Below are 26676 nucleotides of genomic sequence, written 5' to 3' on the forward strand. Positions count from 1 at the left end.
CTTAAGTGAGCCGCCTGAATTACTTGACCTCAGGGCATGTTCACGGTTCCGCTTTTTCTTTCGACAGGTGGTTGATTGCACCCGCTGTACCTTGATCAAAGACCCTGTTGCAGGGCCGGGTCGTCCGGATTCAACTGCTCCAGTTGCGCCAGCAGGATCTGCACATTCTGCAATTGGCCGCTTTCCTTCCAATAGTTGATCAACAGCACTCGCGCCTTGCGGTTGGCGGGGTGGCGCTGGACGATTTCCTGCAATTGTTTCTGCGCCGCTTCCAGTTCTTCCGCGCTGTGCAGGGTGGTGGCGAGGTCGTAGCGATAATCCTTATTGTCCGGTTCCAGCTCGACCGCTTTGGACAGGCCGAGCAGGGCATATTCGCGCTGGCCGTGGTGCAGCAGCCACAGGCCGAGGGCATGTTGCAGATAGGCCGAATCCGGCTGCGCCTTGAGCTGGCGGGCGAGCAACTGGCGAGCGGCATCGCTCTGGCCCTGGCGGTCGAGCACATCTATCTGCATGACCAGCGCCGCCAGGTTGCCCGGTTCCAGGCGCAAGGTATTGTCCAAAGCCTGTTGGGCCTGTTTGTATTCGGCGTTGTGAATATAGAGACGGGCCAGTTGCGCATAGTTGGCGGCGCTTTCCGGCTGGCTTTCCAAGGTCTGTTGCCAGCCGTCGATGGCCTGCTGTAGCGGTGCGAAATACAGGCCGAGCTCGTCCGGGGCCAGGCCGAGCAGGGCATTGATCGCGGCGAAACGGACAGTTTGTTCTTCATCATCAAGCAACGGTCCTAGCAGCAGACTGCGCTGCCCGCCGGGCACCAGACCGACGATGCTTTTGATCGCTGCGACGCGCACTTGCGGCGCTTCGTGATGCAAGTCGATGTCCGCCAGCTTCAACGCCTGCGGACTGGGGTAATTGGGCAGTTCGCCATGCAGCCAGACCCGGCGCTTGACCGAGATGTCCGGGCGGCCCAATTGCTGGTACAACTGGCGCGCCGCTCCGGGTTCACCTGTGCGCGCGGCGTTCAGCGCTTCGCTGTAGCCATGTTTGATAGCATCGGGGATGGTCGGAGTGTTGCTGCGCCAGGACAGCCAGACGACGCCGAGGATCAGTACGAGGCCTAGGCCGATCAGCAGGTTGCGGCGGGACTGAGTCATGCGGGTTTCCGAAAGCTTCGAACTTGAGCAGAGCGGCAAGCTTCGTTCAGCTTGGCGCGTGAGTCAAACCGTTGCCGGCGAATCGTCCTACAACACGTGTCGACTGTGAAATCCGTCAGGCTTTTGCTGCAATGTCTACGCTTGCAGAAGTCGTTTTAAAGAGTGTTCCCATGCCAGCGTTGTTCGCTTATTTCAAGGCTCTGATCCATCCCGGTCAGGCTGTTCTGCTGTTTGCCCTGCGGACCATCGCCGCCGGGCTGTTGACCCTTTATCTGGCGTTTATCTTCGATCTCGAACAGCCGAAGTGGTCAATCATGGCCGTGGTGATCGTCAGCCAGCCACTGGCAGGGATGGCACTGGCGCGCAGTTTCGGCCAGGTGATAGGCACCACGGTGGGGGCGGCGGTGGCGGTGCTGATCATGGCGATTTTTCCTCAGGCGCCGCTGCCGTTCATCACGACATTGGCGTTGTGGCTGGCGCTGTGCACGGCGGGCGGCACCTTGTTGCGCTACACCAGCTCCCAGGCGTTCGTGCTCAGTGGTTACACCGCTGTGGTCGTAGCTTTACTGGCGATTCCGGATCAGGACGGCACCTTTCTGCTGGCGGTCACCCGCGTCACCGAAACCCTGTTGGCGGTTGCCTGTGTCTGTGTGGTCAGTTTGCTCACGGCACGCCCTGAAGCCGTCGCCAAGGGCTATTTCGCCAAAATCGATCAGGTCATCAAACTGGCGGCCAGCCACGCTGCCGAGGTGCTTCGTACGGAAGAAAGCGAAGCCGATTTCCAGCGTCGGCAGATGCAGCTGCTCGGTGAGATCAGTGCACTGGAAGGTTTGCGCCGTCATTTGTATTTCGATGCCCCACGTTTGCGCAGTGCCGACAACCTGGTGTTGCTGCTCGGCAATCAACTGATGCTGCTGACGTCGCGACTGACCGCGCTGCGTCATCAGCGCGAATTGCTCATCGAACGCTGGGAGGGCGATCTGCCGCTGGAGGTCCAGCAGTTGCGTGCCGAGGAACTGGCGTTACTTGAGCAACTGGCGCAGCAGGGCCGCGGGCTGTCTGGCGCCGATCGGCAGCGTTTCGTCACCTTGCAGCAACAGTTCGAAGCATTGGCGTACAAGGCCGAGCAGCAGACCGAGAACATGAGCGCGACCCTGCGTTCATTGGCTTGGGCGCTGCGTTGGGAGCAGGCGCGCCTGTTGCAGCAACTTGAGCAGATCCTCGAACTGAGCGACGCGATTCAGGAAGGGCGCCCGGCGAGTTGTCTCTATCGCGGCCAGAGCAGTCCGTTGCATCTGGATTTCACCTTGGCTTCGATGAATGCGATCCGTGCCTTTACCGCGCTGTTGGTCAGCGGGTTGATCTGGATCGAAACGGCGTGGGATGGCGCGCGCGGCGGGATGATTCTGGTGGGGATTCTCTGCTCGCTGATGGCGACTTTTCCGCGTCCGCTGATGGCTGCGCAAAGCTATGCGCGAGGCTTGGGTCTGGCACTGGTGGTGTCGGCGTTCTATCAATTCATGCTGGTGCCGGCGATCAGTGATTTCGAGCTGCTGGCCTTGCTGCTGGCGCCGCTGCTATATGCCATTGCCGTGGGAATTTCCAGTCCGGCCACCGCCGGTATCGGCATGGGCCTTGGCCTCTCCAGTTTCCTCATGCTCGGGCCGCAAAACACCGGCATTGGGCAGAATACGGCAATCCAATGGTTCGAATTCGCCGGCGCCTACGTCAGCGCAGCGATGCTGGCCCTGATCGTTTATGCGCTGATCTTCCCGTTCCGCCCGGGCTTGCGCATCCGCCGCCTGTACGGCGAAGCGCGGGAGCAGGTGTATCAACTGAGCAAAATGCCGGCGACCGATGAACAACAATTCGCCTTCGAGAGTCGGATGACCGATCGCCTGACCAGCATGCTCGGCCTGCTGCCAGCGGCGAACGATCGTGCCATGCAGCGCTTGTACGAAATCAGCCTGGCTTGCGTAGCCTTGGGGGTGGCGATGCATCAGCTGCGGCAGCAGGCGCAGAACAATGGGTTGCTCACCGATGCGTTCGGCCAACGCCTGGCGTCGGCGTTGCGCAAGACCGGTCGTTTGGTTGCCGGTCGCGACGATGTCCAGCTTGCGGCGCTGCTGGCCACGTTGCACCAACTCGGAGATGAGCTGGACGAGCTGCACGCCGCCAGTCATGAACATCTATGGTCGGTGTTTCGCATGCGTGTGGCGCTGCTGATTGTGGTGTCGTTCCTCGAGCGGCACGGTGAACATTTGCAACCTCAAGCACTGGAAGGAGAACCGCAACTTGCCCATTGATTTTGAGATTGGCGGGGTTTATCTGCCGCCGATTGCCCAGGCACTGTTACTGGCGATTCCGATTTTCATGTTGCTGGACTGGTGTCTGCGGCGCCTCGGCGTACTGCGCCTGGTGTGGCATGAAGCACTGTTCGAAGGCGCGCTGTATGCCTGTGTCTGCGCCACGCTGATTCTGTTGATGGGAGCCTGATGACTTGAAAGCACTAGTTGCACGAATGATGACCGTGGCAGTGGTGATCCTGGCGATCGTCCTCGGCTGGTTCGCCTGGGAGTATTACACCCGCGCGCCGTGGACACGGGATGCTCGGGTGAGGGCGGATGTGGTGACGCTGTCGGCGGATGTTTCGGGGCGAATCGTCAAACTGGCAGTGCAGGACAACCAGCATGTCGACAAGGGCCAATTGTTGCTGGAGATCGATCCGGCGCGCTATCAACTGGCGGTCGAGCATGCCCGGCGTTCGGTGGAAGTATCCAAGGCGTCGCTGGGGCAATCGCAAGCGGCAATCGTCGCCAGTGAAGCGTTGCTTAAACAACGTCAGAGCGAGGAGCGCCGCCGCCGTACGCTGAAGCAGGGCTTCGCGATTTCTGGTGAAGAATGGGAGAAGGCCAGTACCGACGTAGCGGTTGCCCAGGCGGATCTGTTGCGCAATCAGGCCAACCTCGGGCTGGCCGAAGCCAATGTGCAACTGGCAATTGCCGCACTGACCCAGGCCGAACTGGACTTGCAGCGCACCCGCGTTGAATCGCCAGTGAGCGGCTATGTCACCAACCTGCTGACCCGCCAAGGTGATTACGCACAGGCGGGCGGGGCACTGCTGGCGCTGGTCGACAGCGATTCTTTTTATGTCAGCGGTTACTTCGAGGAAACCAAGTTGCCGCGAATCGAGGAGGGTGATCGGGTACGCATTCAATTGATGAGCGGTGAGCGTTTCGGCGGCACGGTAGAAAGCATCGCCTTTGCCATCGCTGATCGCGAAAACGCGCCGGGCAGTCGTCTGCTGGCAAACATCAACCCGAGTTACACCTGGGTGAAACTGGCGCAACGGGTGCCGGTGCGCATTGGCATTGATGGTGACTTTGCCGGCAAGCATCGCCTGCGCGCCGGTACCACCGCCACCGTCACCGTCCTGGAGGATCACCGCTGATCCCCTGTGGGAGCGAGCCTGCTCGCGAAGGCGGAGTATCAGCCACCGCTGATATGTCTGACCTGGCGCTTTCGCGAGCAGGCTCGCTCCCACAAGAAACCCAATGCTGAAAATAGGCATAAAAAAACCCCGCGACCGAATGATACGCGGGGCAAAGAAATTGGTTGGTTGCGGCCAACCAAAGGAGCTCTTTAACAATCTTTACTTGCTGGCAACTGTCTCCGGTTGCCAGCCACCGCCGAGGGCCTTGTAGATCGCGACGATGCCGCGATACAGCTCGACTTCGGCCTGGGCCTGAGTGTCTTCGGCGTTCAGTCGCTCACGCTGGGCGTCGAGCAGGACGAGGAAATCGGTGGTGCCTTCGCGGTAGCGGATTTCCGCCAGGTCAGCAGCCTTGCGACTCGATTCGCTCTGACGGATCAGCGAGATCAGACGTTGCTGACGCTTGCCGTAATCGCTGAAGGCGTTTTCCGATTCTTCCAGCGCCAGCAGCACCTGTTGCTCGTAGTTGGCCAGTGCGCCTTCGGCGTCAGCGTCGGCGCCGCGCAAACGAGCGCGGACGCTGCCGAGGTCAAACGCAGCCCAGGTGATGCTCGGGCCGAGTGCCCAGGCGTTGGCTGCCGAGGAACCGATCTGCGAGCCACGTCCGGCCGTCCAGCCGAGGAAGCCGCTGAGGCTGACCCGTGGGAACAGATCGGCCTTGGCCACGCCGATGCGCGCAGTGGCCGAAGCCAATTGCCGCTCGGCGCTGAGGATGTCCGGACGACGTTGCAGCAGCTCACCTGGATCACCGATCGGCAGCGCCTTGGCGATGGCCGGCAGATCTTTCGGGCTCAGGTCGACGGTAAGCTTGTCCGGGCGCTCACCGAGCAGGGTGGCGATACGGTTTTTCTGCCGAACCTGTTCCGCCTGCAACTGCGGCACGGTGGCTTCGACGTTGGCCAGACGCGCATCGGCGCGCTCGACATCAAGCTGATCACCGACACCGGCGTCACGCAGGCTGATGGTGATCTTGCGCGACTCCTGCTGGTTGTTCAGGTTGGCCACGGCGATTTTTTCCCGCAGCTGGGCGCCGCGCAGTTGACCGTAGGCGTCGACCAGTTCGGCAATCATGGTGACTTGCAGCTGATACAGATCGGCTTCGGCGGCCTGCTGGTCGGCATCGCTGGCTTCCAGATTGCGCTGGATGCGGCCGAACAGGTCGAGCTCCCAGGCCATGTCCAGACCGAGGTCATAGCGCTCGCTATTGACCCGGTCGGTAGTCTGGCCGGGAATCTGGCCCTTGCCCAGGTCACTGCTGGCGCGGCTGGTGATGGTCGGCATCGCGTCATTGCTGGCGTCGTCGCGGATCGCCCGGGCGGCTTTCCAGCGGGCGAACGCCACGCGCAGTTCACGGTTGCCTTGCAGCGACTGGCTCACCAACTGGTTGAGGGTCGGATCGTCGAATTGCTGCCACCAGATGCCTTCGAATTTCGAGCGGTCGAAGTTCTTTTGTCCGGCGGCGCCGTCGGTGGCGGTCGTGATGTTGGCCGCCTCCGTGGTTGGGGTCTTGTAGTCGGGGCCGACGGCGCAGGCGCTGAGGGCCAGCACCAGCAGACTCGGCAGAAAGACTTTCAGACTCATTGTTGCGCCTCCAGTGGCTTTTGAAGAGTGTGCGCCTTGGCTGCTTTGCGCTGCTCGCCGCGTTCGACAAAGTTACGGATCAGTACGTAGAACACGGGCGTCAGCAGCAGACCGAAGAAGGTCACCCCGAGCATCCCGGAGAACACTGCCACACCCATGGCGTGACGCATCTCGGCACCGGCACCGCTGGAGAACACGAGTGGCACCACACCCATGATGAACGCGAAGGAGGTCATCAGGATCGGCCGCAGACGCAGGCGGCAGGCTTCCAGCACCGCAGCGAGCGGGTCGAGGCCTTCTTCCTGTTTATCCTTGGCGAACTCGACGATCAGAATCGCGTTCTTACAGGCAAGTCCCACCAGTACGATCAAGCCGATCTGGGTGAAGATGTTGTTGTCACCGCCGGAGATGATCACACCGGTAATGGCCGACAGCAGGGTCATCGGTACGATCAGGATCACCGCCAGTGGCAGGCTCCAGCTTTCGTATTGTGCGGCGAGCACCAGGAACGCCAGCAGTACGCAAAGCGGGAACACGAACAGCGCGGTGTTGCCGGACAGAATCTGCTGGTAGGTCAGGTCGGTCCACTCGTAGGTCATGCCGTTCGGAAGTTCTTCCTTGAGCAGTTTCTCGATGGCTTTTTCCGCCTGGCCAGAGCTGTAGCCCGGGGCTGCGGCACCGTTGATTTCAGCGGTGATGAAGCCGTTGTAGTGCATCACGCGATCCGGTCCCGAGGTGTCGCTGACCTTGATGAAGGTCGCCAGCGGGATCATCTCGCCTTTGTTGTTGCGTACTTTCAACTGACCGATCTGATCGGATTCAAGACGGAACTGCTGTTCGGCCTGAACGTTGACCTGATAGGTGCGCCCGAAGCGGTTGAAGTCGTTGGCATACAGCGAGCCCAGGTAGATCTGCAGGGTGTCGAAGATGTCGCTGACGGCCACGCCGTGGGTCTTGGCTTTTTCACGGTCGATGGCAGCATCGACCTGCGGCACGTTCACCGTGTAGCTGGTGAACAGGCCGGCCAGTTCCGGCACGTTGTGGCTCTTGTTGATGATGTTCATGGTTTCTTTGTACAGCTCGTCGTAGCCGAGGTTGCCCCGGTCTTCGATCTGCAGGCGGAAACCGCCAATGGTGCCCAGGCCTTGTACCGGTGGTGGCGGGAAGATCGCCATGTACGCTTCCTGAATGTTCGCGTACTGGCCGTTCAAGGCTCCGGCAATCGCGCCGGCGGACATGCTCGGGTCTTTACGCTCGTCGAACGGTTTCAGCGTCACGAAGACGATGCCAGCGTTCGGGCTGTTGGTGAAGCCGTTGATCGACAGGCCCGGGAACGCTACGGCGCTTTCCACGCCCGGCTGTTTCAGCGCGAGGTCGGACATGCGCTTGATCACGTCTTCGGTACGATCCAGGCTCGCGGCATCCGGCAATTGCGCGAAGGCCACCAGGTATTGCTTGTCCTGGCCGGGTACGAAACCGGTCGGCGTGCTGGAGAAACCGAAGAAGGTCAGCACCATCAGGCCTGCATACACGAGCAGGGCGATGCCGCTGCTGCGGATGACCCGGCGCACGGTGCCGACGTAGCCATGACTGGCACGGTCGAAGAAACGGTTGAACGGACGGAACAGCCAGCCACCGAAGATTCTGTCGAGCACTTTCGAGAAGCGGTCTTTCGGCGCGTCGTGACTTTTCAGCAACACAGCAGCCAGTGCTGGCGACAAGGTCAGCGAGTTGAATGCCGAGATCACTGTCGAGATCGCGATGGTCAGTGCGAACTGTTTGTAGAACTGCCCGGTGAGGCCGGAAATGAATGCCGCCGGAATGAACACCGCACACAGCACCAGTGCCGTGGCCACGATCGGCCCGGTCACTTCACGCATGGCGCGCTTGGTCGCTTCGACTGGCGTCAGTCCGAGTTCTATGTTCCGTTCGACGTTTTCCACCACGACGATGGCGTCGTCCACCACGATACCGATGGCCAGTACCAAGCCGAACAGCGATAGGGCGTTGAGCGAGAAGCCGAACAGGTGCATGACCGCAAACGTACCGATCAACGATACCGGCACCGCCACCAACGGAATGATCGAGGCGCGCCAGGTCTGCAGGAACAGAATCACCACCAGCACCACGAGGATCAGCGCTTCGAACAGGGTGTGCACCACCGCCTCGATCGAGCCACGAACGAAGATCGTCGGGTCATACACGATGCTGTAATCCATGCCCTGCGGGAAGCCTTTCTTCAGCTCTTCCATCTTGCCGCGCACTTCGTTGGAAATGTCGATGGCGTTGGAACCGGGACGCTGGAAGATCGGGATCGCCACCGCTGGCTGATTGTTCAGCAGCGAGCGCAAGGCGTATTGGCTGGAACCCAGTTCAATGCGTGCAATATCCTTCAGGCGCGTGATCTCACCGTCGTCGCCTGCGCGAATGACGATGTTCTCGAACTCTTCCTCGGAAACCAGACGGCCTTGAGTGTTGACCGACAGCTGGAAGCTTTGCGCGGTCGGGGCAGGGGGCGCGCCCAGTTGACCGGCGGCGACCTGACGGTTCTGCTCGCGAATCGCGGTCACCACATCGGTGGCGGTCAGATTGCGCGAAGCGGTCTTGTTCGGATCAAGCCAGACGCGCAGCGAGTAGTCGCCCATACCGAACAACTGCACATCACCAACACCACCCAGGCGAGCCAGCTCATCCTTGATGTTGAGGATCGCGTAGTTGGACAGGTAGAGCATGTCGTAGCGCTTGTCCGGTGAGGTCAAGTGCACAACCATGGTCAGGTCGGGCGAAGCCTTGTCGACGGTGATACCGATGCGCGTCACTTCCTCGGGAAGCTTCGGCTCGGTTCGGGTCACCCGGTTCTGCACCTGCACCTGCGCGTTGTCCAGGTCAGTGCCCAGGGCGAAGGTGATGGTCAGGGTGATCTTGCCGTCGGCGGTCGACTGCGAGGACATGTACAGCATGTTCTCGACGCCGGTGATGGCCTGCTCCAGCGGAGCGGCCACGGTTTCACCGATGACTTTGGGGTTGGCGCCGGGGAAGTTGGCGCGCACGACCACGGTCGGCGGCACGACTTCCGGGTATTCGCTGATCGGCAACTGGAACAGCGAGATCGCACCGGCGATCAGGATCAACAGCGACAGCACCGCTGCGAAGATCGGCCGGGAAATGAAGAATTGGGAAAAATTCATCGGAGTTGTCGTCCCTTAACCGCGTGGGGTCGTAGCAGCCAGCTTCGCAGCCGAACCCGATGCGCCCTTGGCAGGGGCAACTTTGGGCAGGTTGCTGGCTTCCAGCGCTTGACGTTGTTGAGCGAGGGCGGCGAGGGTCTGCTCGCTGGCCATCGGAATCACCTCAGGGGTGACCGGTGAGCCAGGACGAACCCGTTGCAGACCCTTGACGATGATCGTGTCGTCCTTGTTCAGGCCGTTGCGGACGATGCGCAGGCCTTCGATTTTCGGACCGAGTTCAACGGCGCGGTAGGCGGTCTTGTTGTCGCCATCCATCACCAGCACAAACTTCTTGCCCAGGTCAGTGCCCACGGCTTCGTCATTGATCAGCATGGCGTTGTAGGTGCCGCTGCCGACCAGTTTCAAGCGAGCGTAGAGGCCAGGGGTGTAGGTGCCGTCAGCGTTGTCGAAGACTGCGCGACCACGGATGGTGCCGGTTTTCGGATTGACCTGGTTGTCGACGAAGTTCATCTGGCCCAGGTGCGGGTTGCCGTCCTCGTTGGACAGGCCCATGTACACCGGCGTAGTGGCGCCACGCTGGCCGTTGCGGGCCAGTTCGGTGTATTTGAGGAACACGCGTTCGTCGGCGTCGAAGTAGGCGTAGACCTTGTCGGTGGAGACGACGCTGGTCAGCGCGGTGGTGTCGGCGGTCACCAGGTTGCCGGCAGTGATTTCGGCGCGGCTGACGCGGCCGCTGATCGGTGCGGTCACGCGGGTGAAGCTCAGGTTCAGTTTGGCCAGGTCCAGTTGTGCCTGCAGAGCACCAACGGCGGCGCGGGCTTCTTGGGCGGCGCTGGTGCGCGAGTCGGCCAGTTCAGCGGAAATGGCGTTGCTGGCACGCAGACGTTCACCGCGCGCCGCTTCGTTTTCGCTGCGGGTGGCGGTGGCGCGGGCTTGAGCAACCAGAGCTTCGAGGCGGCGTACCTCGGCCTGGAACGGACGCGGGTCGATCTGGAACAGCAGGTCACCTTTCTTGACCAGCGCGCCTTCGGTGAACGCGACCTGATCGATCTGGCCCGAAACCCGTGGCCGGATTTCTACGGTTTCCGGGGCTTCGAGGCGCCCGGTAAATTCGTCCCACTCGTTGACCGGTTGTTCCAGCACCTTGGCCACGCTGACCTTGGCAGCGGGCGGGGCGCCGGCAGTCTCCGGAGTTTTGCCGCAGGCGCTCATCACCAGTACGGCCAGCATGGCCAACGGGAAGCGCAAATGTTTGAGTGATTGTTCCATGGATGCAATCCGCCGAAGTATTGAAGATGGGCGGATGATGCTCGGCGCGGGTGTGATGGCACGAATCGAATGAAGCAAAGGTAACTATCATTCGGAATGATATAAGCGCCGAGGCAGCCCTCTAGCATGCACCTTTCGTTAGGGGGCTAACAATGTGTTTTCTTGCAATTCTTTCTTGCGTGACGAGCAATGATCGAGCAAGGCCCTGTCGAGATGGGCGTCATAAATAAAGAAACGGCCATGAGGCCGTTTCGATCCGCGATTGCCGCTATTGATCAGTTGAAGCCTTTGCGATTGGCACCGAAGCGATTCGGGCCAGGCTGGCTGTCTTGCGCCAGAAACACGATGTTGACGATGGGCAGCAGAATCCACCAGCCGCTGCGGTCAGTGTCGTGCATGCGCCGTACGCCAACAGCGAGGCTCGGCAACAGCATTGCCAGGTTGTACAGGCTCTGCAAGGCGCCACCGGTCTTGAGCATGGCGTCAAAAACGCTCATGACAATAGCGATGCCCATGTTGATCAGAAAAAACATCCAGTATTCACGGCGCGTGGCGCGTCCGGTGAACACGGCATATTTCTTCAGTGCTTCCACGTATGGGTTGCCGCTCGCCATGACGGGGCCACTAGCAATGGAATGCAGTGGCGCTTGAGGTGCGCCGCATTGGGGGCATGCCGATGCCAGAGTACTTATTTCCTTGGCGCAACCACGGCAGAAAACCAGGCTCATGTTTTTTTCCCTAAAAAATGGTCAGTCGAAAGACGGGACAGATACATCCCGGTGTTTTCGTTGGTGCAGATGTCGTCGCCAACGAGAGCAGAGACTGAATGCCCGGCTCTCCATTGGCGGGGCGGCGGTAATCTAATCGTTACCATAAGGTTTGTCATCGGCTCTCCGCTGTCGATTTGTGGGTCTGCGGCTAAACCCAAACCCGATCGTCACCAAATCCACTTGGGGCGTGAGGCATGCGAACGCATTTCGCTCTAACATGAGCTGATATTCATGCCGTCAGCTTCTGCCACCCCCGGAACTTTCCTATATGCGCGACCTGCCCCCGACCGCGACCCTGCGGGCTTTCGAAGTGGCCACTCGGCACCCGACGTTCACCGCTGCCGCTCAAGAACTGCACGTGACCCAAAGCGCCGTCAGTCATCAGCTCCGGCATCTGGAAGAACTTTGGGGATTGCAATTGTTCGAGCGCGGCAAGGCGTTACGCCTTACAACAGCGGGGGCGACGCTGGCGCCGATCGTGCGCGAGTTTTTCATGAGCCTTGAAGCAACGCTGGAGGATCTGCGCGAGCAAAAGGACCGGGTTCGCCTGACCGTCAGCACCACTTATTCGTTTGCCTTGAAGTGGCTGCTGCCACGCTTGCCGAATCTGTCGCGCCTGCACCCGGAGCTGTTGGTGTCGCTGGATACCACGGACACGATCATCCATTTCGCCAGCGGCGAAGCTGATGTCGCCATTCGCTTGGGCAAAGGCAATTATCCCGGTCTGTATTCGGAGTTTCTGTTTGGGGAGCAAGTGTTTCCCGTGGCCAGCCCCGAGATGCTGCAGCGCGTCGGCACGCCGGGCAGTCCCGCGGAGTTGCTGCAGATGCCGTTACTTATCCGCGACGGCGCCGAGTTGGCGCCGAAATGGGAGGTGTGGTTTCAGTCCGTCGGGCTGGAGTTTTTACCGCTGCGCGAAGGCGTCAGGTTTGGTGATACCAATATGACGGTGGAAGCTGCGTTGCTCGGCCAGGGTGTGGCGCTGGTGCGCAGCGGCCATGTCGAAAACGAAATCGCCGATGGCCGTCTGGTGAGGCTGTTCGATGTGCCGTTCACTTCGCCTTTGGCCTACTATTTCGTCTGCCCCAAAGGCATCGAAGCCCAGGCACACATTCTCAGTTTTCGTGACTGGTTGCTCAGTGAAGCATTGAAGGTGCAGAACCCCCAACGCTGAAGCATGAGCTTTTGCTCATGCTGCAATGAGGAAACTTCGCTGTAATGCCAATGCCCGAGATGCCTAGAATGCGGCATGCCAATCCATCTCGTACTCCTCGTTCTGTTCGCCGCGCTCCTGCACGCCAGCTGGAACGCGTTGCTGCGCGGCGGCGCCGATCGGCTCTGGTCGATGACAATAATGTGTGTGGCCATCGCCATCGTCTGCCTCATCGCCACCTTTTTCATGGCCGCGCCTGCACCTGAGAGCTGGGGTTATGCGCTACTCTCGGCACTGCTGCACGTTGGTTATAACCTGTTTCTGGTGCGCAGCTATCGGGTCGGCGACCTTGGGCAAATCTATCCGATTTCCCGTGGGTCGTCGCCAGCGCTGATCACCCTCGGCGCCGCGCTGTTTGCCGGCGAAACCATTACCCCCGCCGAATTGCTCGGCATTGGTCTTGTGTCGGGCGGGATCATGTCCCTGGCTTTTCGCGGGCGCAGCCTGTCGGTGCCGAGCTTGCCGTATGCGCTGGGCACCGGTTGTTTCATCGCTGCCTACAGTGTGGTCGATGGCATTGGCGCCAGACTGTCGGGGGCGCCGCTGGCTTACACAGTTTGGATGAGCGCCCTGTGGGGCGTGCTGATGCCGCTGGTGTATATCGGCCTGCGCGATGCTCGCAGTCTGTTTTCCGTACGGCCCGGAATGCTGACCGCTGTGGTCGGCGGACTGGTCTCGTTGCTGGCCTACGCAATCGTTATCTACGCCATGAACGAAGCGCCACTGGGCGCGGTGTCGGCGCTGCGCGAAACCAGCGTGTTGTTCGCGGCATTGCTCGGCTATTTGTTTCTCGGTGAAAAGCTCACCGTCCGCAGGATGCTGGCGTGCGTGGTCATCGCCAGCGGCGCCATCATCATCGGCTGACACAGCCCAACTGCTGAGGAGAACGTCGCATGGGTAACGTTTCGCAGGCCCCGCTGATTCTGATCACCGGCGGCAGTCGCGGAGTCGGCGCCGCCACCGCCCGACTCGCCGCAGCACAAGGCTACGACGTTGCCATCAGCTACGTCGCTAACGAGTCCGCCGCTCTTGAGGTGGTGGCCGATGTCGAAGCGCTTGGGCGCAAAGCGTTGGCCGTGCGTGCCGACAGTGCCAACCCTGAGCAGGTCGCTGATTTGTTCTCGGCCATTGATCGTTCATTCGGGCGGATCGACGTTCTGGTCAATAACGCTGGCGTGCTGGCGAAACAGTCACGCATGGAGGACCTGAGCTTCGAACGCATGCAGCGCATCTTCGCGGTCAATGCTCTGGGACCGATCCTGTGCGCGCAGCAAGCGGTGAAGCGCATGGCGTATCAGCACGGCGGCACAGGTGGGGCAGTGATCAACGTTTCTTCTGCCTCGGCGCGCTTGGGCAGCCCGAATGAATACGTCGACTACGCAGCATCGAAAGGCGCGCTGGAAACCTTCACCATCGGCTTTGCCAAGGAAGTCGCGCGCGAGGGAATCCGCGTCAACTGCATTCGCCCGGGGCACATCTATACCGACATGCACGCCAGCGGCGGCGAGCCGGGGCGGGTGGATCGCGTGAAGGACTCGATCCCGATGGGCCGGGGCGGTCAGCCGGAAGAGGTAGCGCGGGCCATCTTGTGGCTGGCCAGCGCGGAGGCTTCATTTGTCACCGGGACATTTCTGGATGTGACGGGTGGCAAGTAATTGCTAGAGGCTATCCGGATCGCCGAAAAACATCTGAATTCGCGACCGTAACCACCGCTCTCCCGGGTCGTTATCCTGCGACCCACGCCATGCCATGTGCAATTCAAAGGTCCGCGTCGGCAGTGGCGGATCTTCAGCACGAAGCCCTCCAGCTGCCGTCAGTGCGTCCGCCGTGTAATCCGGCACGGTCGCGACGATATCGGTGCCCGCCAGCAGGGTGCCCAGTCCGTTGAACTGTGGCACTGCCAGCACCACGTGCCGTTTGCGTCCGAGTTTTTCCAGTTCTTCATCGACGAAACCACTGAGGTCGCCAGCGAACGACACCAGTGCGTGCGGTCGGGCGCAGTAGTCGTCGAGGCTCAGCGGCCCCGGCACGGTGTCGGCGCGCAGCAGCTTCGGTGCGCTGCGGCGCAGGACCTTGCGCTTGGCATTGGCCGGCAGGTCGGTGGTGTAGCTGACGCCGATCGAAATCTCGCCGGAGGCCAGCAGGCCCGGCATCAAGATGTAGTTGACCCGGCGCACGACGAGGACGATGCCTGGTGCTTCGGCGCGCAGGCGCTTGAGCAGCATGGGCAGCAGGGCGAATTCGACGTCGTCGGATAACCCAATGCGGAACACCGACGTGCTGGTCGCTGGATCAAAATCGGCGGCACGACTGACGGCGGTCGAGATCGAATCAAGGGCGGGCGAGAGCAGGGCGAAGATTTCCACCGCGCGCGCGGATGGTTCCATGCTGCGGCCGGTGCGGACAAACAAGGGATCGTCAAACAGGCTGCGCAGGCGCGACAGAGCCGCACTGATAGCCGGTTGGCCGAGGAACAATTTTTCCGCGGCCCGAGTCACACTGCGTTCGTGCATCAATGTTTCGAACACGATCAGCAGGTTCAGGTCGACACGACGCAGGTCATTACGATTCATCTGGAGTCCTGGCAGAGTCATCAAACTTGACGAGGGCGACCATATGAGAACAATGGCCGGCATGAATCTTACGGGGAAAGGCTGGTACTCTGCACCGGAAAATTCAGCTTTACTGCGACGGTGGCAGGCCTTTTTCCATGGAATTTGCCAATGCCGCCCTTGATGCGGAATCAATGACAGGCATGTCGACTATTAATAGCCGCTGATGGTCTTGGGTCGAAAGCCCAGATAGAGTTCATGGCATTAGAGGTTACTTTGACGAGGTTTGCGATGTCCCGCACGATCCGTTTTCACAAGTTTGGTCCGGCCGAGGTGCTCAAATGCGAAGAGCATGCGGCTGCTCAGCCAGGTCCTGGCGAAGTGCAGGTGCGTGTCGAGGCAATCGGCATCAGTTGGTACGACACCCTGTGGCGCCAGAACCTGGCGTCGTCCCAGGCACGTCTGCCTTCGGGCCTCGGTCATGAAATGGCTGGGGTGGTCACTGCGGTGGGCGCCGATGTCGACGACCTGTCCGTCGGCGACAAAGTGGCCAGTTTTCCAGCGGAAAGCCCGAACGACTATCCGGTGTACGGCGAGTCGATCGTCTTGCCGCGCACCGCGCTGACCCGTTATCCCGATGTGCTCAGCCCGATCGAAGCGAGCGTGCATTACACGCCGCTGCTGATCGCCTACTTCGCTTATGCCGATCTTGCGCGGGTCAAACCGGGTCAATTTGCGCTGGTGACTGACGCCAGCCACTGCGCCGGCCCGTCGTTTGTGCAATTGGGCAAAGCGCTGGGTGTGCGAGTGATCGCCGCGACCAAATCGGCGGAGGAGCGGGAGTACCTGCTGTCCCTCGGTGCGGAGAAGGTCATCGTCACCGAAGAGGAAGATCTGTTGATGCGCATCAACAAGATCACCGACAACCGCGGCGTCGATGTGGTGTTCGATGGTCTTGGCGGTCCGCAGATGTCGTTGCTTGGCGATGTGCTGGCGCCACGCGGCAGTCTGGTTCTGTACGGCCTGCAGGGTGGTAATCAGACTCCGTTCCCGGCGTGTGCAGCGTTTCAGAAGAACATCCAGTTCTTCGTGCACTGCATCGGCAACTTCACCGGCAAGCCGGAGCTGGGCATTGTCCAGGACCACGTCGCTCTGCAGCGTGCGCTGCGTGACATCAACCAGTTGACCGCTGACCGCGTGCTCCTGCCGCTCAAGACGCGTGTATTCCCGTTCAACGAGTTCGTCGAGGCGCATCGCTACATGGACGAATGCCCATGCCGCGAGCGAGTGGCCCTGCAAGTGGAAACCGCGTAAATCCGCTCATCAGAGTCCGTGGCCGCCACGGACTCTTTTCTGTTTAGATCCTCCGCTGTCAGTAAACCCTCCCTGATATCGACGCATTGGCCCTTTCAGTAACTGAACTGGTTTTTGCCGTTCATCTGTATCTTCTAATCACACTATAAGCACTGATAATTGAATGATTACTTTCATCTCAAGGAATGAGCTATGGCTGTGCATTCAATTTGTCCGAGGCAATATCAAATCGCTGGCTCGGCTGGCTTCGTCAATTTCTGTTTAATTGCTGTAGGGCGATTCGGAAGTTGCTTCTCCTTTTCTTGTAATGATTTGTCGTGGGACGTTGTGGGAAGTTTCCTCAGATCATTTGCGTATGGCGAAAGCCCAATGAATACAGGTAGTTGAGCGTGACGCTTGGCATCTGGATGGCTTTATTCAGGTGAAGTGTTTCAAATAACTACAACTTTGTAAGTGTTAGCATTTCAGCGTCTATTACTTATTGATCCAATTGCCGCGCGCCCATTGTCATGTCTGCGCGGCATGAAACTTTTGATACCGGGTAAATACCGATGAGCACGATCCATGATCAGGCAATGAACTATGTCTATCAGCAAGTATTGCAGCGTCTGCTGAGTTTCTTTTCCCGAGCCGAACGCACGGCATTGCAGTTGCTGATACAGCGCCTGGTGGTGGCCGCTGGCGGCATGGAAAACATTGGGCAATTCAAGGTGCTGGTGCCTCAGTCCGGCCTGCGTGACGGCTGCTACACGCTGGCCTTGCTTCGGGCTGCGCAGTTGACCATTGCCGGTCGTGCCCCGGCGACCTTCCAGTTGCGCGTGGCGTCCCTGCGCTGGAGTGGCGACAGCCCGCTCGCCCTGCAAAACCTGCATCGCAGCTACAGCGCACTGTTTCTTTATGACGATCCGCGGGTCGAGGTGCTGATGGTCGATAACCGCGAAGTGTTGCCGTTCGACCATCGCACACCTGTGAGCAACGAAGGACGCGAGGCCAGCCGCGTCAACCTGCTGCTGGTCGGGCACTGTCGCACCTGGCTGGAAACCCCTGAGTTATGGGATGACGCCTATCTGGCGACGGCCGAGTACTACAGCCAGATCGCGCGCTGGAACAATGGCGTCGACGCCATGATCAGCACCGAAACCAAAGGCAGTCAGCAGCATTTCCTCGAAGGTCTGAACCGTGCACTGCAGCGAGTGGCAATAGCCGGTCCAGAACTGGTCAATGCCGGATTCGAAGCGCTTTTTCCGCTGCTCGATGGGCTCGGTGATGATTTTTACCGCGAGCTGCGCGCAGATGATGACCGGATAGCGTGGCGCCCGGAAGGTGAGTTCGAAGCTTGCCGGCGCACCAGTTTCATCGACATCAACGATATGATGGTCGGCAAAATCGAGGATCGCTGGCCGCTGCTGGGCGAATTTCTCGGTTATGAACCTGATGATCTGGCGCTGTACCAGGGCGAAGCGGTCTTTGCTGATCCTTTGATCTCGGCGCACGTGCGAGGTTTGTACGCACGCTTCATCGAGGGGCGCGCCTATGAGGCGGGTATCGACGATTATGTTCGTCACACGCTGGTCGACATGCGGCGAAAACAGGTCGCTGAATCTGTCTGCGAGCACTTGCTGGCCAGCTATGACAATGCCGGCGGGCCAGAGCAGCTGCGGGTGCTTGCCGAGGACTACCTCGTCAATGGTTTCGGATTGAGCGAAACGCAGCTGGTGTGCCTGCTGTTTGCACCGTTCATCGACAACGGCAAAGGTCTCGAACGGTTCTTGCGCAATTGTCATCCCGGCATGCTGGTCGCCATGCCTGACCTGCACCGCGCCATGCAAGGCTTGCACGCGCCGGAGCAGGTTTTGAAATGGATAACGGAAGTGAGCGGGTTGCCAGTCAGGTTGGTGATCCGTCTCTATGCAACGGGCCCTGTGCAGATTCATCCGCCCGCGCAATCAGCCTCGGAGAATACGGATACTGATCAAGCGGGTTCGGCCTCGTCATTCGAGCGGTCGACGGAACGCTGACGGTGAGCCGGAGCCTGGATTGTGAACCGATATCTACGGAAATGAGGGTGTGAAAAGCGCGCGGGACAACGACTTTGTTTATCAGGCAGTTTATCGATATCTGACCACGCTGATTGATGCTGCCGGAGGTGGTGCGGCGGTACGCATGCCTTCCTTGCGACAACTGGCGGACCGGCTGAATGTCTCCATTTCAACGGTGCAATACGCCTATTCGCTTCTGGAAAAGGAAGGCCGGGTCTATTCGATAGCCAAGTCAGGGTATTACGCGCAAGCGCAGTTCAGCATGGACGCACCCGGCAACGGCAATGATCTGCTGGAGACCCTGTACGTCAACGCCAGACGTCCCGGAATGTGTGTGTTGAGCGCCGACGAACCGGCCTCGCTGCAACCGCTGGACAGTCCATTGTTGACGTTGGAACGTGAGCTTCTGCGCCAATATCCGCGTCAGCTACAGACGTTCGTGCAACCTTGCGGAGAGCTGGAATTGCGGGTTGCCCTGGCAGCGCGGTACACGAGTTCGACAGAGCATTTCTGGCATGCCGATGATATTTATATCGGTGCTGATCTGCGCGGAGTCCTGGAAATTCTGATTTCGGTGCTTGGGTTGCGTCAGGCTACCGTGATCGTCGAATCACCTTGCGACTGGGTGATATTGCGCCTGCTCGAGTCGTGCGGGGTGCGCGTGATCGAGTGGCCATTGCTTGCCCGAGGCGCGCTTGATCTGTCGGCACTCGAATCACTGCTGAAGAACGAGCCGGTACGTTTGATCCTGCTGTCTTCCGTGTTGAGCATGCCCCAAGGCAACGGTTTCACTCGCGAATGTCAGCGGGCCACGGCGCAGTTGCTCAATCATCATGGCGTCTGGGTACTGGAAAACGACTGCTACAGCGAGCTTGACGAGCGCAATGATTCGCAGCGTTTGCGCAGTTGGCTTGATCCTGAGCGTCTGCTGGTGTTTTCCACTTTCGAGAAATTAATCGGCGCGGAAGCACCATTCGGTTTTGTCTTGTCGCGTCACTGGCGCGAGGAATTGCAGCGCCATTTTCTGCTGCGCGCGTTTCGCTTGTCGCCCATTCGCCAGAAGGCGATTGCCCGGTTGTTGAATGGCGGGCGGCTTGATCAGCATTTATCTGTGCTGCGGCGAATGCTGGGTGAGCGGCGAGCCGTGTTGATCCAGGTGCTGCACGAACGTTTGGGCGATACGCTGCAGATAGTCGAGCCGCAGGGCGGGGCGACGGTGTGGGTGCGTTCGTTACGGCCGGTCGACATGGCGAATGTGTTCCGTCGTCTGCTCAAGCAACAGGTCATCGTGGCCCCCGGCGAGCTGTTCAGCCTGCAAGGTCTGCATGCGGATCATCTGCGGTTAAGCGCGTTGCACCACGGCGAGCGGGATCTGCCGAGTGTCATCGGCTTGCTCGGTGATGCCTTGCGCCTGTCACCCGGTGCATAACGTTAAAAAACATCGGGCGAGTTTCGGATACATCCCGTCGCACGGTGGTCAAACTGCCAGTAAACTGCGCTGCATTTCCTGAACCACTCCGATTTCAGAGGTTTTTGCATGACACTCAGTCCTTTTGCGGGCAAACCGGCACCGGCAGAACTGTTGGTCGATATCCCGCGACTGGTTACGGCCTATTACACCGGCCAGCCTGATGCATCGATTTCTACCCAGCGAGTGGCGTTCGGCACGTCCGGCCACCGCGGCAGTTCGTTCGATTTGAGTTTCAACGAATGGCACGTTCTGGCCATCAGCCAGGCGATCTGCCTGTATCGCGAAGCCCAGGGCATTACCGGCCCGCTGTTCGTCGGCATCGACACCCATGCATTGTCGACCCCGGCCGGCGCCAGCGCGCTGGAAGTCCTCGCCGCCAACGGCGTCACCGTGATGATCGCCGAAGGCGATGAGTACACGCCGACCCCGGCAGTTTCCCACGCCATTCTCTGCTACAACCGCGGCCGTACCTCTGGCCTGGCGGACGGTATCGTCATCACGCCGTCGCACAACCCGCCACAAAGCGGTGGCTACAAATACAACCCAACCAACGGTGGCCCGGCCGATACCCACATCACCAAGTGGATCGAAGCTAAAGCCAACGAGCTGCTGGCGAACAAACTGGCCGGGGTCAAACGCATCAGCTACGAACAAGCGCTCAAGGCCAGCACGACCCATCGCCACGATTACTTGAACACTTATGTCGCCGACCTGATCAACGTCATCGACTTCGATGCCATCCGCGACGCCAAGCTGCGTCTGGGTGTCGATCCGTTGGGCGGAGCAGGGGTGCGCTACTGGTCGGCCATCGCCGAACACTACCGTCTCGACCTGGAAGTGGTGAATAAACAGGTCGATTCAACGTTCCGTTTCATGACCGTCGACTGGGACGGCCAGATCCGTATGGACCCGTCGTCCAGCCACGCGATGCAGGGCCTGATCGGCCTGAAAGAGCGCTTCGACGTGGCGTTTGCCTGCGACCCGGATCACGACCGCCACGGCATCGTCACGCCGTCCGGTGGTTTGCTCGCGCCGAACAACTATCTGGCGGTATCCATCGACTACCTGTTCCAGAACCGTCCGCAATGGCGCGCCGATGCCGCCGTGGGCAAAACCGTGGTCAGCAGCGGTCTGATCGACCGCGTGGCCAAGCGCCTGGGCCGTCGCCTTTACGAAGTGCCGGTCGGTTTCAAGTGGTTCGCCGACGGTCTGTTCGATGGCTCGCTGGGTTTTGGCGGTGAAGAGAGCGCTGGCGCGTCGTTCCTGCGCAAGGACGGCGGCGTTTGGAGCACTGACAAGGACGGTCTGATTCCTGCCTTGCTCGCCGCCGAAATGACCGCGCGCACCGGGCGCGATCCAAGCCAGGCCTACCGCGCGCTGACCGACGAACTTGGCGAGCCGTTCTCGGTACGTGTCGACGCCAAGGCCAACCCTGAGCAGAAGGCACTGCTGAGCAAGCTGGCGCCGGAACAGGTCACCTCGACCGAGCTGGCAGGCGAGAAGATCCAGAGCATCCTCAGCCATGCACCGGGCAACGATCAAGCCATTGGCGGTCTGAAAGTCATGACCGAGAACGGTTGGTTCGCCGCGCGTCCGTCGGGCACTGAGGACATCTACAAGATCTACGCCGAAAGCTTCCTCGGCGATGACCACCTCAAGCAACTGGTGGCCGAAGCGCAAACGTTGGTGGATGGCGCTATTTCCACTAAGTGATGCGCACATAAAAAAGGGCAACCGTAATGGTTGCCCTTTTTTATTGCCTGCAGATCAAGCCAGGTCGACCAGTACGATCTCGCTGTCCTCGATCGCCGTGACCGTCAGCACTTGCTCGTGGGCCACCGCCACGCCGTCACGCGCTTGGGCACGCAAGCCATTGACCTCGATCACGCCGGTGGCCGGCACCAGATAGGCGCGACGCCCTTCATCCAGTCGGTATTCAGCGGTTTCACCGGCCTTGATGTTCGCCGCCACCAGACGTGCATTGGCGCGAATGTGCAGGCTCTCATCGTCGCCGTCCTTGCCGCTGGCCAATGTCACAAAACCCTCGCGCTCGCCTTTGGGAAACGGCTTGGCTCCCCACGAGGGCGGCGCACCGGTTTCGGTCGGCAGAATCCAGATCTGGAAGATCTTGGTTTCCTTGTCTTCCAGGTTGTACTCGCTGTGAGCGATGCCGGTGCCGGCGCTCATCACTTGTACGTCGCCAGCTTCGGTGCGGCCCTTGTTGCCGAGGTTGTCCTGGTGCGTGATGGCACCTTCCCGCACGTAAGTGATGATTTCCATGTCGCGGTGCGGATGCTGCGGGAAACCGGTGCCTGCGGCGATGATGTCGTCGTTCCACACGCGCAAGTTGCCCCAGCTCATCCGCTGCGGATCGTAGTATTCGGCAAAGGAAAAGTGGTGATGCGCGTCCAGCCAGCCATGATGGGCGCCGCCCAGCGAGCTGAAGGGTCTGAGTTCAAGCATGATCGTCTCCTGATAAGGGTCGTCAGGGGGTGGGCCCCGTGGTTGATGACGACGATCATCTATCAGGCAATCATCGATAAAAAGCGCAAAAACTGCTGCATCATGATCAAGTTATTAGATGGGAAGGCGCTACGAAATCATCGCATCCGACTTTCAATTCGTCGCCTAAACCGATGACCTGTAAGCATTTCGCTAGAACTGAGAAGCAAATGCAGACACCATAGCCGCCACAGCCTCACACCCTGGAGTCCGTCAGCGTGACGCAACACACCCCCGATCTTCCCCCTGAACTTCGTCCACTGGCCGAGATGCCCTGGTTCAAACGTCTGGCCGCGCGATTCTTTGGTCACGGGTTGACCAAGCTGCGCGCCCAGCACCGGGCGTCGTGGCTGCACGGGCAAGCCGACGGATTTCGCAGTGGCCACACCGCTGGTGTCGAATACGGTTTCAAGGAGGGCAAGCTTGAGGGTTTCGAGGAAGGCCGGCAGGTGCTGCTGATTCGCGACAGCCGCAACACCGAGCATCGGCCGCCCAGCGTCGATAACCACCTGTTCGATGACTGGCGCCTGCCGCTGACGGCGGAACTGAAGAAACGCATCAAGGCTGACGTTGCCCGTTTGCTCCCGCGCCACGCCCAGCCCAGCGCTGCACAGTGGAAAATGATCTTCAGCGATACGCCGTCCACCTCGGTGGTGGCCGGTGCCGGCGCAGGTAAGTCGACTACGTTGGTGCTGCGCATTCTGTTGCTCAGCCATTATCTGGGTTTTGAGCTGGATTCGATGACCGTGGTGACCTTCACCCGCGAATCGCGAAAGGACTTCATCAACAAACTGATCGAAATCTTCACGCTGTGGGGGCAGCCGCTGAACCTCAAGCAGGCCCGCGAGCTGGTCAGAACCTTCCACTCACGCATCTTGCCGATGGTCCGCAGCCTGCCGGGTTTCGAGCGTTTGCAGGCCTTCGAGAACCTCAGCGATCGCCCGCAAAGCGGCGCAGAGGAGGTCGACAGCAATCCGTTTGACCTGCGTATCAATGACGCGCAGCGCCAGCAACTTAATGCTTGTTATCACCGCCTGTTCAACGACGATGAGCGTTTCCGCCAGTTGATCCAGCCGCTGTCCCGTGCCGGATTACAGTTGAAGGAACTGGAACGCGATCACCCCGATGTGCAGAAACGCATGGCGGTCACCGAACTGGCGGCCAAGCGCGATGAAGAGCTCTGCGATGTGATTGAGGATCTGTGGTTTCGCGCAGGGGCGTGGCCGATCAAAGGCATCGAACCGAATCGGCAGGCCTTCGAAATCAATGGTTCGAAGTTCCACGTTCATGGCTATATTCCCAGTCTCGATGCCTGGGTGGTGCTCGGCTTTGATCCCAGGGAAAACGCCCAGCTGACCCGACCCAACGCCAAGCTGAGTGTCCGTGCAGAGTGGGCGGTCAAGCGCACCCTGTTTCAAGCTTTCTGTCGTAAGCCATTGATATGGCTGGATAGTTACGAGTCATCCAGGCGCGTTCTTGCGACGTTGGCCGGAGATGCCAGCGCCGGTCCCGGATTTGATTACAAGGTCAAGGGCGAGCTGGCATCCGCGCCATTGCTCGATTGTTTCGTCGGCGCAGCGGGCTTTATCGAAAACCTCGGCCTGGATGTACCGGACGCGGTCAGTCGGATGAGCTTCGCCAAGGACGATCCTGATCGCTTTTTCTTTGAGGCCCTAAGCCTGTTCTGGCGGGCATTTGAAGATCACTTGCTGGATCAGAAACCGCCAGTGATGACCTACAACCGCATGTTTGCGCTGTTCAGCGAGCACTCGCCGGAAAACCTCAAGCTGCTCAGCGATGAACTGCTGCGACCCATGGCGCATCTGATGATCGATGAATTCCAGGACGTTTCGCCGCAAATCGTTTCGTGGATTCGTGCCAGCCTCAATGAAATTCGCAGCCGCGGCCCGGCCATGCACGTCGGGCGCGGGGCACAGCGTTCGTCGCTGTTGTGTGTCGGCGATGACTGGCAATCGATTTACGGCTGGCGCGGCAGTTCGCCGAGCTACTTCATGGAGTTCAACAAGGAATTCCCCTCGCCGAGCACAACGCGGGTCATGCTCAGCGACAACTACCGCAGCCATCAGCACATCATTGATGCCGCCGAACACATTGTTCGTGCAGCGCCAGCGATCGCGGGCAAGAAGGCCAAGGCCAGTGGTGAGTCCAAGCCGCTGCACCCGGTGAATGTGCTTGAGCGTGATGATGAAGGGCTCGGTCAGCGCCTCGCCGAACATTATCGACGGGGCGATTCAATCTTGATGCTCTATCGAAAAAGCAGCGATAAGTTATTGATTGAACAGCATATTCAGCCTGTACTTAATGTCGATTCGAGCTTGCCTTACGATGCGCGGCGGCTGAAACAACTGACCTATCACAGCGCCAAAGGCTTGCAGGCCGATGCGGTGTTTCTGCTGGGCGACTGCCAGCATCTGACCAGCTCGCCGTACAAGAATCAGGTCTATCGCATGGCTGGACTCGGCAAAACCGGCGACAGCGAGCCATATGACAGTGCGCAAAAGGATGAAATCCTTCGCCTCGCCTACGTTGGCATCACCCGAGCCGTCAGCCATTGCTACTGGTACGTCGAACCGCAGGAAACCCAAGCGGTGAACATGCCGCGAGCTTCGGATCGGGTTGCCAAGGGCAAGCCATTCTTTGTCGATCATCGAAACGAAAAGGCCAGCGCCTGAGCAACAAAAAGCCCGCATCGCTGCGGGCTTTTTCTTTTAAATCAGTTGGTTATGCGTAGTTCTTCAGAGATTCCGGAGGAGTAAAAGCCTCCAGCTCATCCTCGATGGCTTCGATGATTCGCTCGACATCCGCCGCATTCATCACCGTCGCACAGGGAATACCGGCGATGGCAATCATGGTTTCGCCGCTGGCACGGTCGAACAGACGGGCGATCATGCTGCCCGGCGCATCCATCGTCGCCTCGAAGCCCATTGGATGAAAATGCCAGCGCATCAGCTGGCAGGCGTTGGGAAAAGTGACTTTGCTGAACCCTTTATTCATGGTGTTGCCCGCCTGCTTCATCGAGCGCTTCCTTTTGCTCATGTTAGGTGGGAAGAGCCTTCATTGGCTCAACCAGTGCTTGAGCTTTAAAAGTAGCATCCGTGTGTGAAAAAACTGTGAGTTTTTTCAGTCCGTTTAGCGATTGATTCGCATTTTTTGATGTAAGTCACTGGCTCGTCGATTATCGCCAAAACGCCACCATGGATTTTTCATTGAAGCGGCAGAGGAAGTTGGGCAAGCTCGGTTCTTTTTCGCCGAGCCGCTTATGCACGCTGATGACGACGGCCCAGAACAGACCCAGGCCACGGCTGCCACGGTCATGCGCTATCACCTGAGCTGGAAGCACCGGGATCTGGACAGCGTGATGGCGCTTTATCACGCCGATATCCAGTACAACGATTTCTTTCAGAACCGCGTGCTTGGTCTGGATGAGTTACGCGAATACGTGCGGGTGAGCATGCCGCGAGAATCCGACGAACTGCTCGAACATTGCGACCGCATTCGGGTGGACGGCAACACCGCGTTCATTCAGTACGAGGTGACCCTGCGCGGCGGCGATGGCCTGGTGTCGTTCCGCTCCAGCGAAGCGATCACGGTCAAGGACGGCTTGATCTGGCGTGTCAATGAATATGCCTCGCTGGTGCGTACCCAGGCCGACGGTAGCGCGACGCCGAGCCAGCGCCCGGCGGTCAGTCGTCTCGGTCTGTCACCGCGGCAACTGAGTTTCATGGCTGAAGACCTGCAGCAGTATTTCGAAAAGCAGCAACCTTATCTGGATCCTGAGCTTGACCTGCAACGGGTGGCGAAGGAGTGCGGCTACAGCCGCAATCAGATTTCCTATCTGCTAAACCAAGTGCTGGGGCAGAGCTTCTATCGCTACGTCAATCAGGCGCGCCTGCAACATTTGCTGCGCACGCTGGACCGCGCCACGCCACCGTTGCGCGTCGACGAGCTGGCCTTTGCCGCAGGCTTCAACTCGCTATCGGCATTCTATAAATGCTTTCGCGAGCACACCGGCCAGTCGCCCAAGGCCTATGCCAAACAAATTTCTCTGCGGGCACGCGCGCAAGACATCCACTGAAGGCAGCCACTAGGATCGACGCCATCGAAGGTTTTCA

20 protein-coding genes are annotated in these 26676 nt (G+C 59.6%); 12 read left to right on the top strand and 8 right to left on the bottom strand.

Annotation, left to right across the window (positions count from 1 at the left end; all coding sequences use genetic code 11):
• Window positions 1-95: 95 nt before the first annotated feature.
• Entirely contained in the window at window positions 96-1151 is a 1056-nt protein-coding gene (locus KVG85_RS06295; RefSeq protein ID WP_217863298.1) for a tetratricopeptide repeat protein, read from the bottom strand.
• 170 nt (window positions 1152-1321) lie between these two features.
• Between KVG85_RS06295 and KVG85_RS06300 the strand changes: the two genes are divergently transcribed.
• The 3 genes from KVG85_RS06300 to KVG85_RS06310 are packed head-to-tail and all read left to right on the top strand — an operon-like array spanning window position 1322 to window position 4602.
• The gene (locus tag KVG85_RS06300; protein WP_217863299.1) at window positions 1322-3457 is read left to right on the top strand and encodes an FUSC family protein; all 2136 of its coding nucleotides are present in this window, start codon (window positions 1322-1324) and stop codon (window positions 3455-3457) included.
• Window positions 3447-3647, top strand: coding sequence for a DUF1656 domain-containing protein (locus tag KVG85_RS06305; RefSeq protein ID WP_016774855.1), 201 nt, complete (start codon window positions 3447-3449; stop codon window positions 3645-3647). The genes KVG85_RS06300 and KVG85_RS06305 overlap by 11 nt, the downstream gene beginning before the upstream one ends.
• 25 nt (window positions 3648-3672) lie before the next feature.
• Window positions 3673-4602: an HlyD family secretion protein gene (locus KVG85_RS06310; protein ID WP_374190759.1), complete on the top strand. Its 930-nt coding sequence runs from the start codon at window positions 3673-3675 to the stop codon at window positions 4600-4602.
• Window positions 4603-4803: 201 nt separating this feature from the next.
• Here KVG85_RS06310 and KVG85_RS06315 read toward each other — a convergent pair whose 3' ends face one another.
• The 4 genes from KVG85_RS06315 to KVG85_RS06330 all read right to left on the bottom strand — a co-directional run bounded on the left by KVG85_RS06315 (window position 4804) and on the right by KVG85_RS06330 (window position 11410).
• The gene (locus KVG85_RS06315) at window positions 4804-6225 is read right to left on the bottom strand and encodes an efflux transporter outer membrane subunit (RefSeq protein ID WP_217863300.1); all 1422 of its coding nucleotides are present in this window, start codon (window positions 6223-6225) and stop codon (window positions 4804-4806) included.
• Window positions 6222-9413 carry an efflux RND transporter permease subunit gene (locus KVG85_RS06320; protein WP_024013078.1) on the bottom strand — a complete coding sequence of 1064 codons (3192 nt, stop codon included), beginning with the start codon at window positions 9411-9413 and terminating at the stop codon, window positions 6222-6224. The genes KVG85_RS06315 and KVG85_RS06320 overlap by 4 nt, the downstream gene beginning before the upstream one ends.
• A gap of 15 nt (window positions 9414-9428) precedes the next feature.
• Window positions 9429-10682, bottom strand: a complete 1254-nt coding sequence (gene mexE / locus KVG85_RS06325) for a multidrug efflux RND transporter periplasmic adaptor subunit MexE (RefSeq protein WP_217863301.1) — start codon at window positions 10680-10682, stop codon at window positions 9429-9431.
• 275 nt (window positions 10683-10957) lie between these two features.
• On the bottom strand, window positions 10958-11410 hold the full coding sequence (locus KVG85_RS06330) for a DUF805 domain-containing protein (RefSeq protein ID WP_217863302.1): 453 nt from the start codon (window positions 11408-11410) through the stop codon (window positions 10958-10960).
• Window positions 11411-11720: 310 nt separating this feature from the next.
• Between KVG85_RS06330 and gcvA the strand changes: the two genes are divergently transcribed.
• The 3 genes from gcvA (at window position 11721) to KVG85_RS06345 (ending at window position 14320) form a co-directional block, all read left to right on the top strand.
• Window positions 11721-12626, top strand: coding sequence for a transcriptional regulator GcvA (gene gcvA, locus KVG85_RS06335; protein ID WP_217863303.1), 906 nt, complete (start codon window positions 11721-11723; stop codon window positions 12624-12626).
• 75 nt (window positions 12627-12701) lie between these two features.
• Complete coding sequence (locus KVG85_RS06340; RefSeq protein WP_217863304.1) at window positions 12702-13529, top strand: EamA family transporter; 828 nt, start codon at window positions 12702-12704, stop codon at window positions 13527-13529.
• A 29-nt stretch (window positions 13530-13558) separates the two neighbouring features.
• Window positions 13559-14320 carry an SDR family oxidoreductase gene (locus KVG85_RS06345; protein WP_217863305.1) on the top strand — a complete coding sequence of 254 codons (762 nt, stop codon included), beginning with the start codon at window positions 13559-13561 and terminating at the stop codon, window positions 14318-14320.
• Window positions 14321-14323: 3 nt separating this feature from the next.
• On the opposite strand, the gene KVG85_RS06350 is transcribed toward KVG85_RS06345, so the two are convergent.
• Window positions 14324-15238: a LysR family transcriptional regulator gene (locus KVG85_RS06350; RefSeq protein WP_225926638.1), complete on the bottom strand. Its 915-nt coding sequence runs from the start codon at window positions 15236-15238 to the stop codon at window positions 14324-14326.
• A 270-nt stretch (window positions 15239-15508) separates the two neighbouring features.
• Here KVG85_RS06350 and KVG85_RS06355 point away from each other — a divergent pair, with 270 nt between their 5' ends.
• From KVG85_RS06355 to pgm, 4 genes are all read left to right on the top strand, one after another.
• Entirely contained in the window at window positions 15509-16531 is a 1023-nt protein-coding gene (locus tag KVG85_RS06355; RefSeq protein ID WP_041480274.1) for a zinc-dependent alcohol dehydrogenase family protein, read from the top strand.
• A 551-nt stretch (window positions 16532-17082) separates the two neighbouring features.
• Window positions 17083-18549: a hypothetical protein gene (locus tag KVG85_RS06360; protein WP_217863306.1), complete on the top strand. Its 1467-nt coding sequence runs from the start codon at window positions 17083-17085 to the stop codon at window positions 18547-18549.
• 49 nt (window positions 18550-18598) lie between these two features.
• The gene (locus KVG85_RS06365; RefSeq protein ID WP_217863307.1) at window positions 18599-19999 is read left to right on the top strand and encodes an aminotransferase-like domain-containing protein; all 1401 of its coding nucleotides are present in this window, start codon (window positions 18599-18601) and stop codon (window positions 19997-19999) included.
• A gap of 108 nt (window positions 20000-20107) precedes the next feature.
• Window positions 20108-21754, top strand: a complete 1647-nt coding sequence (pgm, locus tag KVG85_RS06370) for a phosphoglucomutase (alpha-D-glucose-1,6-bisphosphate-dependent) (protein WP_016774846.1) — start codon at window positions 20108-20110, stop codon at window positions 21752-21754.
• Window positions 21755-21808: 54 nt separating this feature from the next.
• Here the strand turns inward: pgm and KVG85_RS06375 are convergent, their stop codons facing one another.
• Window positions 21809-22504, bottom strand: a complete 696-nt coding sequence (locus KVG85_RS06375) for a pirin family protein (RefSeq protein WP_016774845.1) — start codon at window positions 22502-22504, stop codon at window positions 21809-21811.
• A gap of 257 nt (window positions 22505-22761) precedes the next feature.
• Here KVG85_RS06375 and KVG85_RS06380 point away from each other — a divergent pair, with 257 nt between their 5' ends.
• Complete coding sequence (locus KVG85_RS06380) at window positions 22762-25236, top strand: UvrD-helicase domain-containing protein (RefSeq protein WP_217863308.1); 2475 nt, start codon at window positions 22762-22764, stop codon at window positions 25234-25236.
• Between the two features lie 49 nt (window positions 25237-25285).
• Here KVG85_RS06380 and KVG85_RS06385 read toward each other — a convergent pair whose 3' ends face one another.
• Window positions 25286-25558: a DUF1652 domain-containing protein gene (locus KVG85_RS06385; RefSeq protein WP_039761582.1), complete on the bottom strand. Its 273-nt coding sequence runs from the start codon at window positions 25556-25558 to the stop codon at window positions 25286-25288.
• A gap of 265 nt (window positions 25559-25823) precedes the next feature.
• Here KVG85_RS06385 and KVG85_RS06390 point away from each other — a divergent pair, with 265 nt between their 5' ends.
• Window positions 25824-26639, top strand: coding sequence for a helix-turn-helix domain-containing protein (locus tag KVG85_RS06390; RefSeq protein WP_217863309.1), 816 nt, complete (start codon window positions 25824-25826; stop codon window positions 26637-26639).
• Window positions 26640-26676: the final 37 nt, after the last annotated feature.

The sequence above is a fragment of the Pseudomonas triticicola genome (assembly GCF_019145375.1).
In the GTDB taxonomy this organism is placed as follows: Bacteria; Pseudomonadota; Gammaproteobacteria; order Pseudomonadales; family Pseudomonadaceae; genus Aquipseudomonas; species Aquipseudomonas triticicola.

Coding starts and splice junctions, on each gene's coding strand:
- KVG85_RS06295 (WP_217863298.1), bottom strand. CDS start 1,151: ATGACTCAGTCCCGCCGCAACCTGCTGATCGGCCTAGGCCTCGTACTG.
- KVG85_RS06300 (WP_217863299.1), top strand. CDS start 1,322: ATGCCAGCGTTGTTCGCTTATTTCAAGGCTCTGATCCATCCCGGTCAG.
- KVG85_RS06310 (WP_374190759.1), top strand. CDS start 3,673: ATGATGACCGTGGCAGTGGTGATCCTGGCGATCGTCCTCGGCTGGTTC.
- KVG85_RS06315 (WP_217863300.1), bottom strand. CDS start 6,225: ATGAGTCTGAAAGTCTTTCTGCCGAGTCTGCTGGTGCTGGCCCTCAGC.
- KVG85_RS06320 (WP_024013078.1), bottom strand. CDS start 9,413: ATGAATTTTTCCCAATTCTTCATTTCCCGGCCGATCTTCGCAGCGGTG.
- mexE (WP_217863301.1), bottom strand. CDS start 10,682: ATGGAACAATCACTCAAACATTTGCGCTTCCCGTTGGCCATGCTGGCC.
- KVG85_RS06330 (WP_217863302.1), bottom strand. CDS start 11,410: ATGAGCCTGGTTTTCTGCCGTGGTTGCGCCAAGGAAATAAGTACTCTG.
- gcvA (WP_217863303.1), top strand. CDS start 11,721: ATGCGCGACCTGCCCCCGACCGCGACCCTGCGGGCTTTCGAAGTGGCC.
- KVG85_RS06340 (WP_217863304.1), top strand. CDS start 12,702: ATGCCAATCCATCTCGTACTCCTCGTTCTGTTCGCCGCGCTCCTGCAC.
- KVG85_RS06345 (WP_217863305.1), top strand. CDS start 13,559: ATGGGTAACGTTTCGCAGGCCCCGCTGATTCTGATCACCGGCGGCAGT.
- KVG85_RS06350 (WP_225926638.1), bottom strand. CDS start 15,238: ATGAATCGTAATGACCTGCGTCGTGTCGACCTGAACCTGCTGATCGTG.
- KVG85_RS06355 (WP_041480274.1), top strand. CDS start 15,509: ATGTCCCGCACGATCCGTTTTCACAAGTTTGGTCCGGCCGAGGTGCTC.
- KVG85_RS06360 (WP_217863306.1), top strand. CDS start 17,083: ATGAGCACGATCCATGATCAGGCAATGAACTATGTCTATCAGCAAGTA.
- pgm (WP_016774846.1), top strand. CDS start 20,108: ATGACACTCAGTCCTTTTGCGGGCAAACCGGCACCGGCAGAACTGTTG.
- KVG85_RS06375 (WP_016774845.1), bottom strand. CDS start 22,504: ATGCTTGAACTCAGACCCTTCAGCTCGCTGGGCGGCGCCCATCATGGC.
- KVG85_RS06385 (WP_039761582.1), bottom strand. CDS start 25,558: ATGAATAAAGGGTTCAGCAAAGTCACTTTTCCCAACGCCTGCCAGCTG.
- KVG85_RS06390 (WP_217863309.1), top strand. CDS start 25,824: ATGCACGCTGATGACGACGGCCCAGAACAGACCCAGGCCACGGCTGCC.